Source organism: Devosia riboflavina (genome assembly GCF_000743575.1).
GTDB lineage: Bacteria > Pseudomonadota > Alphaproteobacteria > Rhizobiales > Devosiaceae > Devosia > Devosia riboflavina.
In genome coordinates this window covers 25,598-43,406 of the sequence record NZ_JQGC01000025.1, presented here as the reverse complement: position 1 = coordinate 43,406, position 17,809 = coordinate 25,598, and the positions used below count along the sequence as shown (strand labels likewise).

At 59.2% G+C, this 17,809-nt stretch carries 23 protein-coding genes; 14 read left to right on the top strand and 9 right to left on the bottom strand.

Features of this window, described 5'->3' with window-relative positions; translation table 11 throughout:
- The 7 genes from JP75_RS20220 to JP75_RS20190 form a co-directional block, all read left to right on the top strand.
- Window positions 1-1,128 (top strand): Gfo/Idh/MocA family protein (locus JP75_RS20220; RefSeq protein WP_201772964.1); only part of this gene is annotated, 1,128 nt, incomplete at its 5' end.
- Window positions 1,121-2,326 carry a Gfo/Idh/MocA family protein gene (locus tag JP75_RS20215; protein ID WP_035086368.1) on the top strand — a complete coding sequence of 402 codons (1,206 nt, stop codon included), beginning with the start codon at window positions 1,121-1,123 and terminating at the stop codon, window positions 2,324-2,326. The genes JP75_RS20220 and JP75_RS20215, both read left to right, overlap by 8 nt.
- A gap of 8 nt (window positions 2,327-2,334) precedes the next feature.
- Window positions 2,335-2,718, top strand: a complete 384-nt coding sequence (locus JP75_RS20210; protein WP_035086367.1) for a VOC family protein — start codon at window positions 2,335-2,337, stop codon at window positions 2,716-2,718.
- Window positions 2,715-3,599: a carbohydrate ABC transporter permease gene (locus JP75_RS20205; RefSeq protein ID WP_035086366.1), complete on the top strand. Its 885-nt coding sequence runs from the start codon at window positions 2,715-2,717 to the stop codon at window positions 3,597-3,599. The genes JP75_RS20210 and JP75_RS20205 overlap by 4 nt, the downstream gene beginning before the upstream one ends.
- The gene (locus JP75_RS20200; RefSeq protein WP_035086365.1) at window positions 3,592-4,446 is read left to right on the top strand and encodes a carbohydrate ABC transporter permease; all 855 of its coding nucleotides are present in this window, start codon (window positions 3,592-3,594) and stop codon (window positions 4,444-4,446) included. Before JP75_RS20205 ends, JP75_RS20200 begins: the two co-directional genes overlap by 8 nt.
- Window positions 4,443-5,504, top strand: a complete 1,062-nt coding sequence (locus JP75_RS20195) for an ABC transporter ATP-binding protein (protein WP_035086364.1) — start codon at window positions 4,443-4,445, stop codon at window positions 5,502-5,504. Before JP75_RS20200 ends, JP75_RS20195 begins: the two co-directional genes overlap by 4 nt.
- A 2-nt stretch (window positions 5,505-5,506) precedes the next feature.
- Window positions 5,507-6,247 (top strand): sulfite exporter TauE/SafE family protein, encoded by a 741-nt coding sequence (locus JP75_RS20190; RefSeq protein WP_035086363.1) that lies wholly within the window; start codon window positions 5,507-5,509, stop codon window positions 6,245-6,247.
- A gap of 213 nt (window positions 6,248-6,460) precedes the next feature.
- Here JP75_RS20190 and JP75_RS20185 read toward each other — a convergent pair whose 3' ends face one another.
- On the bottom strand, window positions 6,461-6,661 hold the full coding sequence (locus tag JP75_RS20185) for an excalibur calcium-binding domain-containing protein (RefSeq protein ID WP_201772963.1): 201 nt from the start codon (window positions 6,659-6,661) through the stop codon (window positions 6,461-6,463).
- A gap of 336 nt (window positions 6,662-6,997) precedes the next feature.
- Between JP75_RS20185 and JP75_RS20180 the strand changes: the two genes are divergently transcribed.
- Both JP75_RS20180 and JP75_RS20175 read left to right on the top strand, forming a co-directional pair.
- Entirely contained in the window at window positions 6,998-7,279 is a 282-nt protein-coding gene (locus JP75_RS20180; protein ID WP_035086361.1) for a hypothetical protein, read from the top strand.
- A gap of 1 nt (window position 7,280) precedes the next feature.
- A complete protein-coding gene (locus JP75_RS20175) occupies window positions 7,281-7,499 on the top strand; it encodes a hypothetical protein (protein WP_035086360.1) in 219 nt (72 codons plus the stop codon).
- Here JP75_RS20175 and JP75_RS20170 read toward each other — a convergent pair.
- Window positions 7,493-7,771, bottom strand: coding sequence for a hypothetical protein (locus tag JP75_RS20170; protein ID WP_035086357.1), 279 nt, complete (start codon window positions 7,769-7,771; stop codon window positions 7,493-7,495). The genes JP75_RS20175 and JP75_RS20170 overlap by 7 nt on opposite strands.
- 239 nt (window positions 7,772-8,010) lie before the next feature.
- Here JP75_RS20170 and JP75_RS25525 point away from each other — a divergent pair, with 239 nt between their 5' ends.
- The 4 genes from JP75_RS25525 to JP75_RS20150 all read left to right on the top strand — a co-directional run bounded on the left by JP75_RS25525 (window position 8,011) and on the right by JP75_RS20150 (window position 10,381).
- Window positions 8,011-8,736, top strand: coding sequence for a LuxR family transcriptional regulator (locus JP75_RS25525; RefSeq protein WP_152565929.1), 726 nt, complete (start codon window positions 8,011-8,013; stop codon window positions 8,734-8,736).
- Between the two features lie 128 nt (window positions 8,737-8,864).
- A complete protein-coding gene (locus JP75_RS20160; RefSeq protein WP_051960986.1) occupies window positions 8,865-9,485 on the top strand; it encodes an acyl-homoserine-lactone synthase in 621 nt (206 codons plus the stop codon).
- Between the two features lies 1 nt (window position 9,486).
- The gene (gene radC, locus JP75_RS20155) at window positions 9,487-10,170 is read left to right on the top strand and encodes a RadC family protein (RefSeq protein WP_051960985.1); all 684 of its coding nucleotides are present in this window, start codon (window positions 9,487-9,489) and stop codon (window positions 10,168-10,170) included.
- Between the two features lie 7 nt (window positions 10,171-10,177).
- On the top strand, window positions 10,178-10,381 hold the full coding sequence (locus JP75_RS20150; protein WP_035086356.1) for a hypothetical protein: 204 nt from the start codon (window positions 10,178-10,180) through the stop codon (window positions 10,379-10,381).
- A gap of 606 nt (window positions 10,382-10,987) precedes the next feature.
- Here the strand turns inward: JP75_RS20150 and JP75_RS20145 are convergent.
- Window positions 10,988-11,827: a transglutaminase-like domain-containing protein gene (locus JP75_RS20145; RefSeq protein ID WP_035086355.1), complete on the bottom strand. Its 840-nt coding sequence runs from the start codon at window positions 11,825-11,827 to the stop codon at window positions 10,988-10,990.
- 85 nt (window positions 11,828-11,912) lie between these two features.
- Between JP75_RS20145 and JP75_RS20140 the strand changes: the two genes are divergently transcribed.
- The gene (locus JP75_RS20140) at window positions 11,913-12,830 is read left to right on the top strand and encodes a transglutaminase family protein (protein WP_035086353.1); all 918 of its coding nucleotides are present in this window, start codon (window positions 11,913-11,915) and stop codon (window positions 12,828-12,830) included.
- Window positions 12,831-13,260: 430 nt separating this feature from the next.
- Here JP75_RS20140 and JP75_RS20135 read toward each other — a convergent pair whose 3' ends face one another.
- The 6 genes from JP75_RS20135 to JP75_RS20110 are packed head-to-tail and all read right to left on the bottom strand — an operon-like array spanning window position 13,261 to window position 17,808.
- Window positions 13,261-14,016 (bottom strand): sulfite exporter TauE/SafE family protein, encoded by a 756-nt coding sequence (locus JP75_RS20135; protein ID WP_051960984.1) that lies wholly within the window; start codon window positions 14,014-14,016, stop codon window positions 13,261-13,263.
- A 42-nt stretch (window positions 14,017-14,058) separates the two neighbouring features.
- Entirely contained in the window at window positions 14,059-14,940 is an 882-nt protein-coding gene (locus JP75_RS20130) for an SMP-30/gluconolactonase/LRE family protein (RefSeq protein ID WP_035086352.1), read from the bottom strand.
- The gene (locus JP75_RS20125) at window positions 14,940-16,343 is read right to left on the bottom strand and encodes an amidase (protein ID WP_035086351.1); all 1,404 of its coding nucleotides are present in this window, start codon (window positions 16,341-16,343) and stop codon (window positions 14,940-14,942) included. Before JP75_RS20125 ends, JP75_RS20130 begins: the two co-directional genes overlap by 1 nt.
- The gene (locus JP75_RS20120) at window positions 16,340-16,915 is read right to left on the bottom strand and encodes a nucleoside 2-deoxyribosyltransferase (RefSeq protein ID WP_035086349.1); all 576 of its coding nucleotides are present in this window, start codon (window positions 16,913-16,915) and stop codon (window positions 16,340-16,342) included. The genes JP75_RS20125 and JP75_RS20120 overlap by 4 nt, the downstream gene beginning before the upstream one ends.
- Complete coding sequence (locus tag JP75_RS20115; protein ID WP_035086348.1) at window positions 16,915-17,499, bottom strand: ATPase AAA; 585 nt, start codon at window positions 17,497-17,499, stop codon at window positions 16,915-16,917. Before JP75_RS20115 ends, JP75_RS20120 begins: the two co-directional genes overlap by 1 nt.
- Window positions 17,500-17,505: 6 nt before the next feature.
- Window positions 17,506-17,808, bottom strand: a complete 303-nt coding sequence (locus JP75_RS20110) for a cupin domain-containing protein (protein ID WP_035086347.1) — start codon at window positions 17,806-17,808, stop codon at window positions 17,506-17,508.
- Between the last annotated feature and the right edge of the window lies 1 nt (window position 17,809).

The following is a 17,809-nucleotide window of genomic DNA, read 5'->3' as shown; positions in this document are numbered from 1 at the left end:
GCTTGCACATACCTCTTGACGGCCAGGCGATTAGACGACCCGCTTCGGCACGTAATCATCGGCGTAGGCGCCGGCATTCTCAAATGGCACCGCTGGGCGCTCGATCTCGATACGACCCAATTGGTGGGTGTCACCGACGTCAACCAGAAGTTGGGCGAAGAAAGGGCTGCCGAGTTGGGCGTGCCATTCATTGCAGGCCATCAGGCGCTGCTCGACGCAACCCGGCCTGACGTGGCGGTGGTTCTCACGCCGCATCCCTATCACGCGCCGATCGCCATCGATGCCCTCAATGCCCACGCACATGTGCTGGTGGAGAAGCCGCTGGCCGTGCGGGTGTCGGAGGCCGACGCGATGGTAGAAGCGGCTGAGCGCAATGATCGCTTGCTGGCCGTGAACTATCAGCAGCGCGCTCGCGGTGATATCCGCGCGATCAAGACCCTGGTCGATGCCGGCGAATTGGGGACCATCCAGCATATCGACATGGTCGCGGCCTGGCCGCGTACCAAAACTTATTATGCGGGCGGGGGCTGGCGCGGCACTTGGAAGGGAGAAGGCGGAGGCGTCCTGATGAACCAGGCCCCCCACAATCTCGATCTCATCTGCCACCTGTTCGGGCTGCCGGCCCGGGTGTTCGCTTGGACCCGCACGATCCTTCACGACATCGAAACCGAAGACACAGTGCATGCCATCTGCGAGTGGCCCAACGGTACGCTTGGTTCGCTTCATATCACCACGGCCGAGGCTGGCCGTCCCGAGCGCTTCGAAATCGTCGGCACGTCCGGCATGGTTCAAATCGTCGACGGCAAGCTATCCCGCCGGCGACTGTCGCCAGACTTTGCCGAGATTGCCAAGACCAGCAAGGAAGCCATTCCCGAGCTCAAGGCCGACGACGTCGACCTCGTGCCGCTGGAAGGGGGCGGCGATCACCTCGACATCTATCGCAACCTGCATGATGCCATCCTCAACGGTGCGCCACTGATCTGTGACGGGGTCTCGGCGCGCCAGTCTCTGGAACTCGCCAACGCCCTGATCCTGTCGAGCCATGTCGGCAGGCCAGTGGATCTTCCGCTCGACCGTGGTGAATATGACGCCCTCTTCTCTCGCCTCTCCGGAGGCTCCAATGCCTAGGGTCGCAGTCATCGGCGTCACCGGCTTCGGTAGCGTGCATATCGCCGACCTGCTGCGGCAGGTCGAGCGGGGTCGACTGTCACTGGGGGCCGCCGTGATGCGACATCCTGAGAAGGATGAAGCAGCCGCGGCGCGCCTCACCGCGGCAGGCGCCAAGCTCTATCGCAGTGCCGAGGCCTTGTTCGAAGCTGAGGCAGGCGGACTCGATCTTTGCACAGTACCGACATCGATCCAGTCGCATGCTGATCTCAGCGTGGCGGCGCTAGAAGCGGGCGCCAATGTGCTGGTGGAAAAGCCCATTGCTGCAACCCTGTCCGAGGTCGATGCCATTGAGGCAGCTGCGAAGACAGCAGGGCGGTTCGTCGCCGTTGGCTACCAGACGATGTATGCGCCTGAAACCATGGTGATGAAGAGGGCCATCCTCGATGGCGACATCGGGGCCGTGCAGGCCATCAAGTGCCGGGGCATGTGGCCACGCCTTGATCGCTATTACGACAACAGCAACTGGATCGGACGCATCAAGGCCGACGGGCGCTGGGTCCTCGATTCCCCGTTCAACAACGCTATGGCCCACCAGCTCAACATGCTGTGTTTCCTGGCAGGCCCCAGCTTGATGCAATCGGCGGCGCTGCGTTCCGTTACCGCCGAACTCTACCGTGCCCATGCTATCGAAACCGCCGATACGACAGCGCTCCGTATCGACACAGAGGCCGGCATTCCGCTCTATTTCTTCGCTACCCACAGTAGCGAAACATCGCTCGATCCCGAGATCGTCGTTCGGGGCGACAAGGGCGAAATCCACTGGACCTTCACCAACCTCGAGATCAGGCGTCACACCGGCACAGAGAAGCTCGATTGCCTGTCTGGACCGGCACTTCGCGACGCCATGATGGACAATATCGTCGACCGCCTGTCCGGTGCCGATCGGTTCATCTGTGGACCTGACATCGGCCGCGTCCATACCCTGGTCGTCAACGGCGCGCATATAGGCGCCACTATTCAAGACCTGCCTGCCGATCGCATTACTCGAAGCACCGTCGATGACTCTATCAAGACCGTCTTTGCCGGCATCGATGACGCGATCGCCAAGGCTTTCGCCGAAGAGCATCTGTTCTCCGAACTCGGTCTCGACTGGGCCCGACCGGCGAGACAAGTCGACCTACACGATCCCGCAGCCATAGCGGCACACTATCGCTGAGAGACACCATGCACATTGAGCACCTTGCCTTCAATCTGGGCGACCCGATTGCGGCGGCGGACTGGTATTGCGCGCACCTTGGCATGCATGCGGTTAGCATGCGGCGCCAATCCCCCGTCGGCGCCTTCATCGCCGACGATAACGACATGCGTCTCGAGCTCTACAGCAAGCCGGCCGATCCGATGCCGCTTGCCGATCTCAGCGCAGATACTTTCCACCTTGCCTTCACGACCGACGATATCGAGGCCGATATCGCCCGCTTGGTCGCGGCGGGCGCAGCCACGCTGGGGCCGGTCGAGACAACGCCTCGCGGCGACCGCCTTTCCTTCATGCGCGATCCGTTCGGCCTATGCCTGCAACTAGCGCAGCGCGTTGGGGACCGCCGATCATGAGCCACGCCGCACGCAGCCCGCTGGCGGGCTACATGTTTCTTCTACCTTGGCTTATCGGTTTCCTGGGCCTGACACTGGGGCCGACGCTCTATTCACTGTATCTGTCTTTCACCAGCTACAATCTGCTGTCGCCGCCCGTCTGGGTCGGGCTGGAGAATTACGTCCGGCTATTTACCGCTGACGCCAAGTTCTGGGCGTCGATGCGCGTCACGTTCGTCTTCGTAATCCTGTCGGTACCGCTCAAACTATCCTTTGCCCTGGCAATTGCGATACTGCTTGATCGTGGCATCAGGGGACTGCCTGTTTACCGCGCCATCTTCTACCTGCCGTCGCTGCTCGGCGGCAGCGTGGCCATCGCGATCCTCTGGCGACAGATTTTCGGGCGCAACGGCGTGCTCAACCTTGTCCTTGCGCAGTTCGGCATCGAGGGCGCGAGCTGGATCTCCGACCCTCGCTATTCGCTGCTCACGCTAGTGGCCCTGGCCGTCTGGCAGTTCGGCTCCCCGATGATCATATTCCTGGCTGGTCTTCGCCAGATTCCAACCGACATGTACGAGGCCGCCTCGATGGATGGCGCATCGCGGCGACGGATATTCTTCCTCATCACCCTGCCGCTGCTGACGCCGGTGATCTTCTTCAATTTCGTCATCCAGACTATCGACGCGTTCAAGGCATTCACCCCCGCCTTCATCGTATCGAACGGTACAGGTGGCCCGGCCAACTCGACGCTGTTCTATACACTCTACCTCTACCAGGAGGCTTTCGGAAATTTCCGTATGGGCTATGCAGCCGCGCTGGCCTGGGTGCTGCTGGTGATCATTGCGCTGTTTACCGCCTTCGCCTTCCTGACCTCGCGTTTCTGGGTGCATTACGATGAGTGACCAAGGAATCACGCCGCCATCCTGGCCTGTGCGTACCATAACCCACGTGCTGCTGATCGCCGCTTCGGTGGTCATGCTCTATCCGCTGTTGTGGATGCTCTCGGCCTCGGTTCGGCCGGAAGCTGAGATCTTCGACAGCGGCTCGCTCTGGCCCTCGGCCATCGTGTGGGATAGTTTTGTCGCCGGCTGGAGCGGGCTGCGCGTCAGCTTTGGCCAGTTCTTCCTCAACTCTCTTGTCATTGCCGTCATCTCCGTCATCGGCAATCTCATGGCCTGCTCGCTGGCGGCCTTTACCTTCACGCGACTGGATTTTCCTGGGCGCAACTTCTGGTTCGCCATGATGCTGGGCACGCTGATGCTGCCCTATCATGTGACGCTCATCCCTCAGTATGTGATGTTCCTCAACACCGGCTGGGTCGATACCATCCTGCCATTGGTCGGGCCGAAATTTCTGGCGGCCGACGCCTTCTTCGTCTTTCTGATGGTGCAATTCTTCCGGGGCATTCCGCGCGAGATCGACGAAGCGGCAATGATGGATGGTTGCAGCCCTTGGCGCATCTACTGGAAAATCATGTTGCCCCTTTCTCTGCCGGTTCTGGCGACGGCCGCCATCTTCACCTTCATCTGGACCTGGGAAGATTTCTTTGGCCCGCTGATTTACCTAACCAGCATCGGCAACTACACCGTGCAACTGGGACTGCGCAGCTTCATCGATGCGTCGAGCCAATCGAGCTGGGGCGCCCTGTTCGCCATGTCGGTGCTCTCGCTGCTGCCGCTCTTCCTGATCTTCATCATCTTCCAGCGCATGCTCGTCGAGGGCATCGCTACTACGGGAATGAAGAGATGACCCTTCCGACTTCGTCTGCCGCTGCGCTTGAACTCACCAATATCTGCAAGTCCTATGGTGATGTACCGATCATCCACGGCATTGACCTAGCCATAAAGCCCGGCAGTTTCGTGGTTTTTGTCGGTCCGTCCGGCTGCGGCAAATCCACCTTGCTGCGGATGATTGCCGGCCTCGAGCCGATCACGAGCGGCGATCTGGTGATCGATGGCCAGCGCATGAACGAGGCGCCTGCCTCGCGCCGAGGGATCGCCATGGTGTTTCAGTCCTATGCGCTCTATCCGCATATGGACGTCTATCAGAATCTGTCTTTTGGTTTGGAGACAGCAAAGATGCGCAAGGCAGAGATCGCCGAGCGTGTCTCCCGTGCTGCGAAAATCCTGAAGATCGAGCCGCTCTTGCGACGCAAGCCGCGCCAGTTGTCTGGCGGCCAACGGCAGCGTGTTGCGATCGGCCGCGCTATCGTGCGCGAACCACGTCTGTTCCTGTTCGATGAGCCGCTAAGCAATCTTGATGCCGAATTGCGCGTGCAGATGCGAGTTGAGATATCCAACCTGCACCGGGACTTGGGAACGACTATGATCTACGTCACTCATGATCAAGTGGAGGCGATGACCATGGCCGACCAGATCGTGGTGCTCAACGGCGGTCGTGTCGAGCAGACTGGTTCGCCGCTCGATCTATACAATTATCCGCGGAACCTATTCGTCGCTGCCTTTATCGGCAGTCCGCGCATGAACATCTTTCCGACCTCGGCACTTTCTGAAGGTATCGCCGGTGACTTCGCCACGACGCATTCGCTCGGCGTGCGGCCCGAGCATCTGGTGGCGGGGCCAGCCGACGTTGGCCTGGGATCGATTGCAGTCGAGGTCGTCGAACATCTTGGTGACGTGACGATCTTGCATGGCCGGCTGCCAAACTCCCATCACGGGGTTACCGTGACTCTTTCCGGACAGGTCGAGATAAAACCAGGCGCCACGCTGCCGATCGGGGTTTCCCGATCCAATCTGCATCGCTTTGATCGAGGTGGCCTGCGTATCAACGATGGAGCGAAGCTTTAGGAATGGACTCCGTAGCATTGGTGGTTGTCGCGGCCTGCCTGTTTGGCGGCGGCGTGCTGAAGGGGCTCACGGGAGCCGGCGCGCCGCTCTTCGTCGCGCCCGCCCTCGCCATTCTCTACGATGTCCGCATGGCTGTGGTCATCCTACTCATTCCAAATATTGCGACCAATCTTTCGCAGGCGTTTGCTTCTCGCTCGGAGATCCGTAGCGTGCCCTATCTTGGGCGTTTCCTGATCTTTGCCGGGCTGGCCGTGACCGCTGGCAGTCTGGCATTGGCGCGTGTGCCCAGCGACTGGCTCGCCGTGGTGCTGTGCGTCACGGTCTTCGCCTATCTAATCTTCCGCCTGACGCGGCCTCACTGGGTGCTGACCGCCGGGCAAGTTCGTATTGTTTCTGTACCTGCCGGGTTGTTGTCGGGCTTTCTTCACGGCGCAGCGGGCCTGTCGGCACCGGCTTCAGTAACCTATTTCAGTGCGCTGGGGCTGCAAAGGCGCAGTTTCGGCGGAGCCATCTCCTGCTTTTTCCTGCTGTGTGGGGCCACCCAGGTCGTGGTGCTTGGCCTTACGGGATTACTTGATCAGGAGCTTCTCGCTCTCAGCGCTTTGGCGTGCTTTCCGATGCTAGCAGGCATGTTCGTTGGATCGCGGGTGGCCAGTTTGGTACCCGAGCGCTGGTTCGGCCCGATCATCCAAGGTCTGCTACTCATACTAGCCCTAAAACTTCTGCTGGATGTGGTCGGATAACGTGATGCTTTTCGAGAGCTTTTGGAGGCTAGGGTTCACTGTAGATTAGAAGGCCCGTGCGCGCACGAATTGACTCCAAAAGTGTCCGCTTTCAGGATTTCGCGGAGACGTTCTGAATGTCTTCAAAGGTGCGCCTTGCAGCTGGCGGTTTTGAACTTTTCGCGGGACGTGATGTCTACGCAAATGCATACACCAAAAACTCGTCTCTGAAGATCAGCGCAAACTCTCGCAGGCAACGCCATCCCGATCGCGGTCAAGATCATGGGGGTCGCCCGGACCGCTCCGTTCGTAGAATTCCTGAGCTTCGCGCCAGGAGCTGAAATCCTTGCAGTCCATGTCGCTCTGAGCGTATACGCCCGTATCGATCGAAAGCAGCAACGCCACGGCGGCTGCAGTTCCCATAAGTATTTTCAAGATGTTTTCTCCCCCAATCCTTACGTTGTCATTGGAGGGATTTGAAGTCAACAGTGATAGGATCTAGTGTCTCTGCACCACCACAGCACCGAGTGCTAGCAGAACAGACAGAAATAGCCCAGAGAGTGCTATTTCCCACTTTGCGTGACTGGCTGCAATTGGGGCCAAGATCAATGCCGAACAGGATGCAACCGACATTGCGCCGAGAATTTGAGCTAAAGTTCTCCTGGTGCCGCTGGTCATCGGTTCCTCCGTATCTGTGTGCCTGTCACGCACAATACCAGCATATGACTCACGGGGGATAAGAGGGATAAGCTGGATAGGCGGGGGGCTTCGATGCGGGAATATGTCGACCGGTTAAGCACGACACTGATCGGGCAGTATAAGCTCTATGTCGAGACCTTCATGGTCGACCTCTGGAGTGATCTCGGGCTCATCGAATTCCGAGTTGGCTTTTCTTTGCGCGTCGACCACAAGCTACGAAGCTTCGCGGTCAAGATCGACGCCGCCGAGGCAGTCAACGACGTTGAGCGCCGGGCCGTCATCGCAGCGATCTTCCTTGAGATTGAGGATCATATCGATGAGGCGATCGCTGCAACCCTCCTGGAATTAAACTGAAATGAGCACCTATATTCAGCAGCTCGAAGAGGCCCGATCGCGTGAGCAGGAGATCGCTCGCCTTCGAAATGTGCTCAAGGGCCTCCATAGTGTTCCCGAACACCGTCGTCAGGCTGAGTGCGCTGACGAACGCATGCTCGACGTCGTTGCAGCTCTCCGATCGCTCGGCGACGATTGCAGGGATGTCAGGATCATCGAGATCATTCCCGGACGTCAATGAGCTTCCTTTAGCCGGCCCCAATTGGTGTCCCAGACACTGCGGTCCCCAGTGAGGCACAAAGGCCGCTGCGATTTCCCAGCGAGCAAAACGCCGTACCCGATTGCGGTGAAAACCGGAAACGTCTCGGCCTTGGGCATGTCGGCCTCATCCATCTCTTGCTCGATAGCGCTCGGAACGATCACGCGACCCATGGGCTCGTTGTTTTCCCAAAAGAGCTTGATGACCACCTGGTCGCGGCCGGGCACAGTCTGATACCGAAAGTCAGCGATCATTGATAACCAGCCACTCCAAGAAAGAGTCGAGCATCGCAAATACTCAAGGCCAACTCGTATAGTGCGGCAGCAGAGTTTGATAGAAATACGAGAGTTTTCGGTGGGCGGCTAGCAGAAACAGGTTGCGTCGCCAATTGTGATTTATCCTTGCCATTGGTAAAATTTGGCAAAACCCAGAACTGTGAACTAGTTTTGCCGCCGAATAGAATGCTGACCGTAATTATACGGAGGGCGGTCCATTGGGGGAGCTGGTCGACGTAGCGATAGAGTTTATCGAGCGCTGTCAGCACTATGAGACACTGACAGGATTGGTCGCCGACTTTGCCGGTGCACTGAAGCGATATGGTTTTGACTATTTCATGATGACGCGTCTGCCGGCGCTCGGGGAAGATGCTGAACCCTATGTCATCGCTCATAGCTGGCCATCGAACTGGCTCGATCGATATCGAGAAGGCGCTTACTTTTGGCACGACCCGGTGAGCCTCTTTTCGCTGTCGCAGGCTCGTCCGTTCTCTTGGAAGGAAGCCCGGGACGCGGCACCACGCACTCGGGTCGCCGGCCGAATTGCCTCCGAAGCGAAGTCGCTTGGCCTCGCAGATGGCATTGGATTTCCCATGGGCGACCCTTCGAGCGTTCAGGCGGTCGTCTCACTCGGGGCCGACAGACCGGTGGATTTGGCTCCTCTCTCTCGCGCGATGCTTCACCAAGTCTGCATTCACGCCGAAATGCGCGCTGTCGAAATTTACGATCAGAAGGCAAGACCCTTTGGCCGGCTAACGGAGCGGGAGCGCGAAGTTCTGCGCTGGATCGCCAATGGCAAGAACGCCTGCGACGTCGGTGATATTCTGAATTTATCGGAGCGAACTGTGAAGGAACACCTCGCCCATACCCGCCTGAAACTCAACGCTACGACGACGACACATGCGGTCGCTCGCGCGCTCAAATCCCGCCAAATCATTTTGTGAGCGGTCCGAGCTTACTATCTATGCTGCATAGATTTTTGGCGCTGAGACCCAGCGTCAACCGTCCTTCCGGACAATAGTAGCATCCCTTAGCCAGTTGCAGGTTGTTCCCATCAGCAATGGGGGCAACCATGGAATTCCACTTCGTTACCCGCGACAACGAACACCTCTTCCAGCTTGAACTCGACGCCTTTTTCCGGGCTAGGCACGCCGTTTACGCCGAAGAGCTCGGCTGGGTGCAACAGTCTCCCGACGGTCTCGAAATCGACCCGTTTGATACGTCAGCGGCCGCTTATCTGGTCGTCATGGATGGCGACGAGTTCGTGGCTGGCTCCCGGCTGGTGCCGACCCACCTGCCACACCTGCTCAGCGAGGTGTTTCCGAACAGCTGCAGCCTCATCCCGATGCCGCGAGATTCGAGCATCGTGGAGTGGACCCGTGGCTTCGTAGTTCCCGAACGCCGCGAGGGCGGCGGCCTCGTGCTTAAGGCCCAATGTTGCGCGGCAGTGATGGAGTACTGCCTGGCAAAGGGCTACCGCCAGGTCGGTGGCATTCAAGACGTCAAATGGCTGGCGATCTGGAAGCGCATGGGCTGGAACGTCTACATCCACGGTGATCCTATCGATATCGGCGGCGAGGACTGGCTCCCCGCGTACTTCGATGTTTCCGAAGCGGCGCTCGCTGGTGCCCGTCGCTGGGGCAAGGTGACAGGTGGCCTCCTCTCGCTTTCAATCCCTCTGAAGGCGGCCTGAAATGCAGAAAAATGAGGGGCTTGCGGAGTCGTCCGTCGGACCATTTTCCTCCAGGCCGCCAATTCTCTGGGACAGGCACACGCAGGAGCGGATGCTAAGCAACCTATTGCGGCCGTCTCTCGGGGTTCGCGGCAGCAAATTATGTGCGCGAGCTCTCCTCGAAAGGTTCGGATCGCTTCCGCAGGTCCTTGCTGCTCCCGCCAAACTGGTCATGGAGATTGAGGGCATCGGCGTCAAGACGGCGTCCCATCTGGCACTGACATTGAGCATCGCCCAACACGTCGCCAAGGATAACCTACTGAATGACCGGCCGATCCTTTCTTCGTGGTCTGAGCTCATCGAATACTGCCGGGCGGCTATGGCGTTCGAGAGCGTTGAGCAGCTTCGGATTCTCTTCCTCGACAGGAAAAACAGGCTGATCATTGACGAAGTGATGCAGGTCGGGACGGTGGACCACACCCAGGTCTATCCTCGCGAGGTTGTTCGGCGCTCCCTCGATTTCTCCGCATCGGCCATTATTCTGGTCCACAACCATCCCTCGGGCGACCCCTCGCCATCCGCCGCCGACGTGCGTATGACGCGAGAGATTGAGGAAGCCGCCAAACCTCTCCGCATCACGCTCCATGACCACATTATCGTTGGTCGCAACGGACATAGATCCTTACGCGGCCTGAAGCTTATATGAGGGCGCAATGGATAAGCACACACGGGAAGCTTTGAGCACAATTATCGAGCAACTCATCGCTATCGTCGATGTCCTCGATGGGGATCCTGATTTCGAAGATGAAGGATTGTCCGAGGAGGTCAGCGACCAGGATACCAATCCGCCCAACCTCTGGGTCGACCACGCAAAGGTCAGACCGATTAGAAGGATGCCAGCGGTTCGCCGAGCCTGACCGGCGTCATTAGCTTCTTCGGAAATGGAGACCCCCGATGGCTTGGGACAAGTTGACCCGGCGGGAGCGTGAATGTGCCACCCTGCTTATAGGTGGCGAGAAAACGCGCGGCCCTGCGCCGGGCTCAAGTTGCAGTTGGGGAACGGCGAGAAAAAGGTGGCCTGGATATTAACAGACCCGAAGGGTACTGGCATGGGGCGGGTAGAACTTGAAAGCCTTTCTGACGATCAAGGCCCGAACTACCTTGGAATAGACCGTGCGTAAGGGCATTGGATTTTCCCAATGCCTCAGGACGGCCGGAATGGGGCGCGAAGTGGACGCTGGGGTCTCTACGATCGTATCCGGGGTTGGCGCGTCATCGCAACATGGCGGCGAGGCGTTCAACCGTCAACACCATATAATATCCCATCATAGTCTCCCTGCTTCTCGGTGGTCGTTCTGACCACAATCACATCAGGGAGCTCGCCTCATGCTCAGAACCAGCCCGATTACCTATGCTTTTGGGAAGTTGCGAAAGCGGCCTGAAAGTCCCGAATGAGGGCGCGTTCCCGACAGTGCCGAACGCACACCTCTATGACAAAGCCCGTGGCTTTGTTTGAAGGCCGATCAGTTGGAAAGGCTAACGGCGTCCACCGTCCAATCCTCGTCAGCCTCGCGGTCGCCGTCGACATGACGCACAGTTATTGACTTCGGTGGTCCACTGAGCTGGCCATAGTACGTTGCGAAAGCGCTGTCCGCTGCGTCTCGCCCCACAGCAATCTTGATAAGCCGGTCGATGGAACACAGCCTAGTGGCATCAAAGATGTACCAACGACCGCCAAGGTAAGCCTCGAACACCGCGTGAAAGTCCTGCGGCTTGAGATCCGAGGCATAGACGGAAACGAAGCGCGCCGGGATGCCTAGCGCCCGGGCGAAGCTGATGCCCAGGTGAGCGAAGTCCCTGCAGACACCTGCTCGGAATGTGAACGTCTCGTGCGCCGACGTGCTGCTGTCGCTGGAGCCTGCAATGTAGTCGACATTCTCAAATATCCAGTTGCAGATCGCCTCGACCTTCTCATGCCCGGAGGCAATGTCGCCGAACTGCCTCCACGCGAAGCGTCCCAGTCTGTCCGAAGGGCAATACCGTGATGGATGGAGGTGGGGCATAACCTCGAAAGGTAGTTCCGAGACCGGGAGGGACAAAACCTCTTCAACGTCAAAAGTGGCGGGACTCGTCTCGACTTCCGCACGATAGCGAATGCGGTGCGCGCCAACAGGCAGGATCATCCGGCGATACCGATTCCTCGTCTCGGGCACTTCGTGAGTCTCGCTGGAGACCCCGTCTGGAATCAGTAGCTTCTCGCGCACGATGCGCTGTCTCTCGCCATGTTGCGCCTCAACGTTGAGGATCAATGTGGTCTCAGTCAACGCTTCGTATTGTAGTGTGCAGTCGATCAGAAAGCGCATGGGCCCCTCCGGTGGTGGACAGGAAAGCCAAGCAGTACTCGGAAAGTTCCTTGGAACCGGGCCACTTCTGTGGCCTTTTTCCGGCATGACGATATTACGCGTCCGCCATACCAGTACCTACGCCTATTCGAAGCCCGTCGGGTTCGGTCAGCATCGCCTGATGTTCCGCCCGCGCGACAGTTACGACCAGCGATTGCTGAGCACAGCATTGTCCGTTTCGCCAAATCCTAAAGAGGTGAAATGGATGCTCGATCCCTTCGGCAACTGCGTCACCGCCGTCACTTTCGATTCCATGGCAACCGAGCTTCGGTTCGAGACGGAAATCACAGTCGATCATAGGCCAAGTGCTGGACCGGACTTCAGCATAGATACCTCGGCCAAGACATGGCCGCTGCTGTACCCGGAGGGCATGGTTCCCGATCTTGCGCCGTGCATACGGGTGCATCACCCCAGTACTGAGCTTGAAAAGTGGGCACGAGGCTTTACGCGCGCAGGCATGGAGACAGAGCTTGGCCATCTCCTCATGACCATGACTGTAGGCATCAAGGAGAGCTTTGTGTACTCGCGCCGCATGACGCCCGGGACCCAGGCTCCAGAGCTCACGCTATCGCAGCGAAAAGGAACCTGCAGAGATTTCGCGTGGCTGATGATCGAAGCGTGCCGAGCCTTGGGACTCGCCGCCCGATTTGTCACCGGCTACGTCTACGTCCCTACCCGCGATGGCAAGTTCCTCAGAGGCGGTGGCGCGACCCACGCCTGGGTTCAAGTTTTCCTCCCCGGCGCCGGCTGGTTGGAGTTCGACCCAACCAACGGCATCTTGGGTAGTAGGGATCTTATTCGTGTTGGTGTGGCGCGGGAGCCAAGTCAGGCCAGGCCGCTCACCGGCAACTTCATAGGGAGCCGCGATAGCTATATGGGCATGAAAGTTGAGGTAAACGTTTCCTCCATTCCCGATAGGTCAAATCGATTACCCTCAACCGAGAACGACGTTTCGTCGACGTAAAGCCAAGGCTGCGTAGTGGAGACTGCGAGGGCGAACGCCTGGGGCTGCGCCAGCTACCTGACCTTTCGAGCGATGCGGCAAATGTCACATCTTTGCTATGCGCGTTGCAGAAGCAGTAAGCCGATATCCACTAAACGCCGCCGCTACACTCCTGTTTGGTGGCATGACGTGGACGCTGGTCGAAGAATTGGCGATACGTGGCTCACGGTCGGCTTGGCGCCGCGTAAGCCCCCTTTACATAATCGCACTGTGATCAGACCAGGCAGTCCTCACGCTGACCGCTAACTTGATCCTTACCAAAGGCAGCTTTCGGGAGCTGTAAGCGGCCTGCTGAATGACCGCAATGGGGTGCAAGGGCGACTAACCGATGCCGATCCGAACCAGTCCACGCCGTCCCAAAAGCTTCTAGCCCGTTTGAGGTTGGGATCCGTTAGCGGTTCAAAATACTCTGCAAACCAGAACTCACGGCCATCGCGATCAGAACTGAAAGTACGACCACCCTGTAAGACGAACTTGGAGCGAGCTTGAAAAGGCGCGAACCGACGCCTGTGCCGACAAGCATTAGGGGCAGAGCACCGCAGGAGAGTGCCACGACCTGGATGTCGATGAGGTTGCCGAGGATCAATCCGGGTAGTGCTAGCGCGGATGTCAGGAAGAAAAAGACCATCAGCGAAGCGCGTGCGACATTGGCTGATGTCGATCCTGACAGATAGTAGGCGACGGCGGGCGGCCCTGGCATAGCGGCCAGCCCTCCAAACAGTCCGGACAAAAAGCCAGTCGCGAGGGCCAGCAATGGGCGTAGCTGCGCAGGGGGATGGGGTTTTTGTATCAGGAACAGCACCCCGATGCCCACTATGGCCGCGATGCATAGCCTGATCGTCGGAGGATCGAGCAGAAGCAGAGCCGCTACGCCAAGAGGCGTGCCAATCAGCGCCCCCAGCGACAGTCGCACCACGCCTGACCGATCGATAATGGCATGATGTTGCGCAATGTCGCGCAGCCCCATCACCGTCTGCACCAATATGACAATGGCGACGGCCCGGGCCGGTGCCACGATCATCGCGACCAAGGGAACTGCTGCCAGGGCAAAGCCAAAGCCGCTAAACCCACGAAGCACTGCCGCGCCAAAAATGGCCGCGCCAAACAATGCCAAGGCCGCGGGGGAAAGTCCTATCCAGTCGGTCACAGGCGAATATTCCACATCTTCGGCGAACGCACCGCCTATGAGCTAGATGACGTCCGCGAACTTGGGTTCTGGCAGGCCGCGAATGCCGAGGCCGCGTATGGCAAAGAGCGCTCCGGCGTCGATTGAATCCGGCATGCCGCCGCTTTGTAGCGATTTCGACATAGACGTCACAAAAATTGTCTCAAGGTCGGGACCGCCAAAGGCAATGCTGGTCACTGCGCCTGTGGGCAGTTCGATCGTCCGATCCAACGTGCCGTTCGGCGCATATCGAGCGATGTGGCCGCCATAGACATGGGCGCACCAATAGTAGCCTTCCGCATCGACCGTCGCGCCATCGACTCCACTGCCATCTCTGCGGTCGTGCTGAAGAAATGGACGAGGGTTTGATAGTGTGCCGGTGGCGAGATCAAACTCGAATTGAGTGACCAGGGCGCGCGGCGTGTCGGAGAAATAGAAAGTCCGGCCGTCAACACTCCAGCACGGTCCGTTCGAGATGGTCACGCCCCGGTGTATCGCGGTCAGGGTCAGATCGGGATCAAGCCTATAAAGCGTGCCGCCCTCGGTTTGGCTGGTAATGTCCATCGATCCAAACCAGAAGCGCCCAGCACGATCGACCTTGCCGTCATTGAGCGTGTTGTTGGGGAGGTCGGGCTCCGGAGCGGCAATGAGGGAAAATGTGCTGTCCTGAAAGTCGATGAAGTGCACCCCGGTTTTCATCGCCGCAAGACCGCGACCCGAGCGGCAAAGAACCATGAATCCAATATTGGCTGGCGTATCCCATTGCTCGAGATCGGAACCATCAGGAGCGGCACAGAAGATCTTTCTGCCGAGGCTATCGGCCCAATAGAGCCGATCCTTGTCGACATCCCAGACGGGGGATTCCCCAAGGATCGTCCGCACCGCGCCGATGGCTTCAATCTGCATCAGGCACGGCTCATCAGTTCGGCGAGGCGGATGGGGGTATAGTCTTCGAGATAGGGGCCGATAATTTGGACGCAGAGCGGACGACCGTCGGACGTCTTACCGACCGGCATGACCGTGGCAGGAAGGCCGGCGGCGGTGGCAAGGCTTGCCCAAACCACGGGATCGCCAGCGTCGATGGCTTGCCCATCGACCGTTATGCGGGTTGCGGCGGCGTCTGCGTGGCTTAGAGCGGGAACCGAAGTCGGCGGGCAAATGACTACGTCATAGGACTTGAACAGTTCACGCCAGGCCCAGCGCAATTTGACGCGCGCTTCGTTGGCGACCAGCCAGTCTGCATGCGAAATGACGGCAGCGCGAAGGCGCATGGCGGATATGGACTGATCACCGGGATCGAGAGCGGCAACCTTTGCCCGTCCCGTTGCGGCCGCTTCCGGTGATTGACCAAGGCCCAAAGCTCCGCTGAGCAGTGCCATATAGACCGCAGTGCTTTCGGCTGGGTCGGGGATGATGCCACGCGCAGATCGGACGGCAGCACCACGGCGGGCGAGATCTGATCCAAACGCTTCAACGGCTTGCCGAACGCTGGCTTCGGTCGGCACGAGGGGGTGTTCAGGAAGCAGCAGAACGCGGAAATCTGCGACGGTATTGTGCCGCGCAGCGGGCAGTGCGAGGTGGTAGCCGGTGGCGTCATCAAGGTCCGGGCCGGCCATGATCGAGAGGCCGAGAGCCAGGTCGCGAGCACTGGTCGCCATCGGGCCCGGCGCCGACATGTCGAGCCGCGCCTTGCGGCCGGCAAGGACATGCCCGCGGAGGGGCAAAAGCCCTGCCGTGGAATTGTGCCCGAAGATGCCGCAGAAATGGGCGGGGCCGCGGATAGACCCGCCCAAGTCGGAGCCTATGTCGAGCGGAGAAAAGCCAGCGGCGATGGCCGCCGCCGCGCCGGACGACGATCCCCCGGGCGTATGGCCGGGAGCGACGGGATTGTCGGTGCGGCCATAGACCGGATTGGTCGCGTTCCAGCCGGCAAGTCCCTCGGACACGTTGGTTTTGCCGAGGATGATCGCGCCGGCAGCGCGGAGGCGGGCGACGGTCACCGCGTCCTCGGTGGCTATGGCATCACGGAAGACGTCGAGGCCCCAAGAGGTTGGAAGGCCAGCCACGTCAAAGGATTCCTTTATCGTGACGGTTACCCCGAGGAGCGGCAGGCGCTCGCCGCTGGCGAGACGCTTGTCTGCCTCGATGGCTGCGGCGCGAGCGCGATCAAAATCACGAATGACCACCGAATTGATGGCGCCGTCCCCGGCCTCGATGGCGGCAATCGCCGTTTTCGTGAGATCCACTGCCGAGATCGTCCCCGCCGCGAGATCTGCGGCGAGTGCGGTGGCGTCCTTTTGAAGGGTCATGATGCTTTATCGTAAAAGGCGCGAGCGGCCTTGAGGGCCAATTCAAATACCGAAAGATCGCTCCAAGGGAGTGTCACACCATCGGGCGAGCGGGCAACGAGACCGCCACGGGCGATAATGCCGCCGTCGAGCATGAGGTTGTCGACCATGGTGTGGTCTTCGACCATCCAGCCGTCGCTGTGCCCACGGATCATGCCATCGGCGGCGGGGCCAACTTTGCCAGCGTAATAGTCATCGCTGATGCGGACATCGTAAAAGCGCGGATCGTTGGTGTAGGCGAAGGCATCCTTGCCCAATGCACACATGAAACCGATTTCGTAAGCCGTTCCGACATCGGTCGAGACGCCCCGAAAGGGCGTCATATTGGCGAGGACGAAATCGGACCCGCGCATGATGTCTTCATTGGCTTTGCTGATGGCCATGCCGAAGGCAAACTTTTCGGACGGGAAATCGCCGGCTTCAAAGCTGTTTGCTATAAAGCCATATTTCCGGGCCAGTTCGCCCTTGCGTTTAATGATGTCGGCCCCGTCTGGAAAGAACACTTCCGGACCGGCAATATAGACCTTCTTCATCAGGTGAGCTCGCCGGCGGCGATGGCGGCCATGATGCGATCGCGATAGGACGTGTCGACATCGGAAATCTTGTTTTCGACGCGGCTGGCTTCGGTCATGAAATGCTCGTAGCCCCGGCCCATTTCCCAGCCGCGCTTGGTGTGCATGTCGATGGCAAAATCGGGCACTTCGGGACCCTTGCCGCGCACCTGGTTTTCGAGCTTGGCGAAATTGACCATGTCGTCGGTGGTGCGATCCTTGGGGCTGTCGGCGATCAGGCGGATAGCGTGAGCAGCGAAGAGGAAACGATCACCGATCGGGCGCGGATAGCGCGAATGGTTGCGATAGAGCGCGTCGATCGGGACGATCAGGTCCTTATTGCCATAGCCGACATCCTCGACCGCAATGACGATGAGGCGGGACCAGAGCATTTCCTCCATCTCGGCACTCGTCATGTACATTTCATAGGCGATGAGCAGAGCAGTCTCGGCGAGCCCGCGCCTGAGGCTCTTCTGGAGGCCCGAGATCACTTCGTCGGCCGGCAGGCCATGAAGCGTCCTTACGTTCTGCCATGGATCCGGCGGGAGAATTACCTTGGTGGTCATCTGGTCCTACTTCAGTTCGATTTCGACGAATTCGACGGTGTCATCGGAGAGGTTGGCGACGTCATGCTCGGCGCCGAGGGTGCGGGCATAGGATTCGCTCGGCACATAGGCGACCTCGCGCGTCGAGCCATCCCTCTCGATGATGGTGAGCGTACCGGCGCGGGTCGGCACGACGACATAGTCGTGGCCATGGGTGTGCCAGCCGGTATCGGTGCCAGGGAGGAAAGTGTAGCGGGTGACCCTCACCCGTTCATTGTCCACCTGCACGGTGGCTATGCAGGGTTTGAGGTCTTCGATCCTGTGGGGCATG

Coding starts and splice junctions, on each gene's coding strand:
- JP75_RS20215 (WP_035086368.1), top strand. CDS start 1,121: ATGCCTAGGGTCGCAGTCATCGGCGTCACCGGCTTCGGTAGCGTGCAT.
- JP75_RS20210 (WP_035086367.1), top strand. CDS start 2,335: ATGCACATTGAGCACCTTGCCTTCAATCTGGGCGACCCGATTGCGGCG.
- JP75_RS20205 (WP_035086366.1), top strand. CDS start 2,715: ATGAGCCACGCCGCACGCAGCCCGCTGGCGGGCTACATGTTTCTTCTA.
- JP75_RS20200 (WP_035086365.1), top strand. CDS start 3,592: ATGAGTGACCAAGGAATCACGCCGCCATCCTGGCCTGTGCGTACCATA.
- JP75_RS20195 (WP_035086364.1), top strand. CDS start 4,443: ATGACCCTTCCGACTTCGTCTGCCGCTGCGCTTGAACTCACCAATATC.
- JP75_RS20190 (WP_035086363.1), top strand. CDS start 5,507: ATGGACTCCGTAGCATTGGTGGTTGTCGCGGCCTGCCTGTTTGGCGGC.
- JP75_RS20180 (WP_035086361.1), top strand. CDS start 6,998: ATGCGGGAATATGTCGACCGGTTAAGCACGACACTGATCGGGCAGTAT.
- JP75_RS20175 (WP_035086360.1), top strand. CDS start 7,281: ATGAGCACCTATATTCAGCAGCTCGAAGAGGCCCGATCGCGTGAGCAG.
- JP75_RS20170 (WP_035086357.1), bottom strand. CDS start 7,771: ATGATCGCTGACTTTCGGTATCAGACTGTGCCCGGCCGCGACCAGGTG.
- JP75_RS20160 (WP_051960986.1), top strand. CDS start 8,865: ATGGAATTCCACTTCGTTACCCGCGACAACGAACACCTCTTCCAGCTT.
- radC (WP_051960985.1), top strand. CDS start 9,487: ATGCAGAAAAATGAGGGGCTTGCGGAGTCGTCCGTCGGACCATTTTCC.
- JP75_RS20150 (WP_035086356.1), top strand. CDS start 10,178: ATGGATAAGCACACACGGGAAGCTTTGAGCACAATTATCGAGCAACTC.
- JP75_RS20145 (WP_035086355.1), bottom strand. CDS start 11,827: ATGCGCTTTCTGATCGACTGCACACTACAATACGAAGCGTTGACTGAG.
- JP75_RS20140 (WP_035086353.1), top strand. CDS start 11,913: ATGACGATATTACGCGTCCGCCATACCAGTACCTACGCCTATTCGAAG.
- JP75_RS20130 (WP_035086352.1), bottom strand. CDS start 14,940: ATGCAGATTGAAGCCATCGGCGCGGTGCGGACGATCCTTGGGGAATCC.
- JP75_RS20125 (WP_035086351.1), bottom strand. CDS start 16,343: ATGACCCTTCAAAAGGACGCCACCGCACTCGCCGCAGATCTCGCGGCG.
- JP75_RS20120 (WP_035086349.1), bottom strand. CDS start 16,915: ATGAAGAAGGTCTATATTGCCGGTCCGGAAGTGTTCTTTCCAGACGGG.
- JP75_RS20115 (WP_035086348.1), bottom strand. CDS start 17,499: ATGACCACCAAGGTAATTCTCCCGCCGGATCCATGGCAGAACGTAAGG.
- JP75_RS20110 (WP_035086347.1), bottom strand. CDS start 17,808: ATGCCCCACAGGATCGAAGACCTCAAACCCTGCATAGCCACCGTGCAG.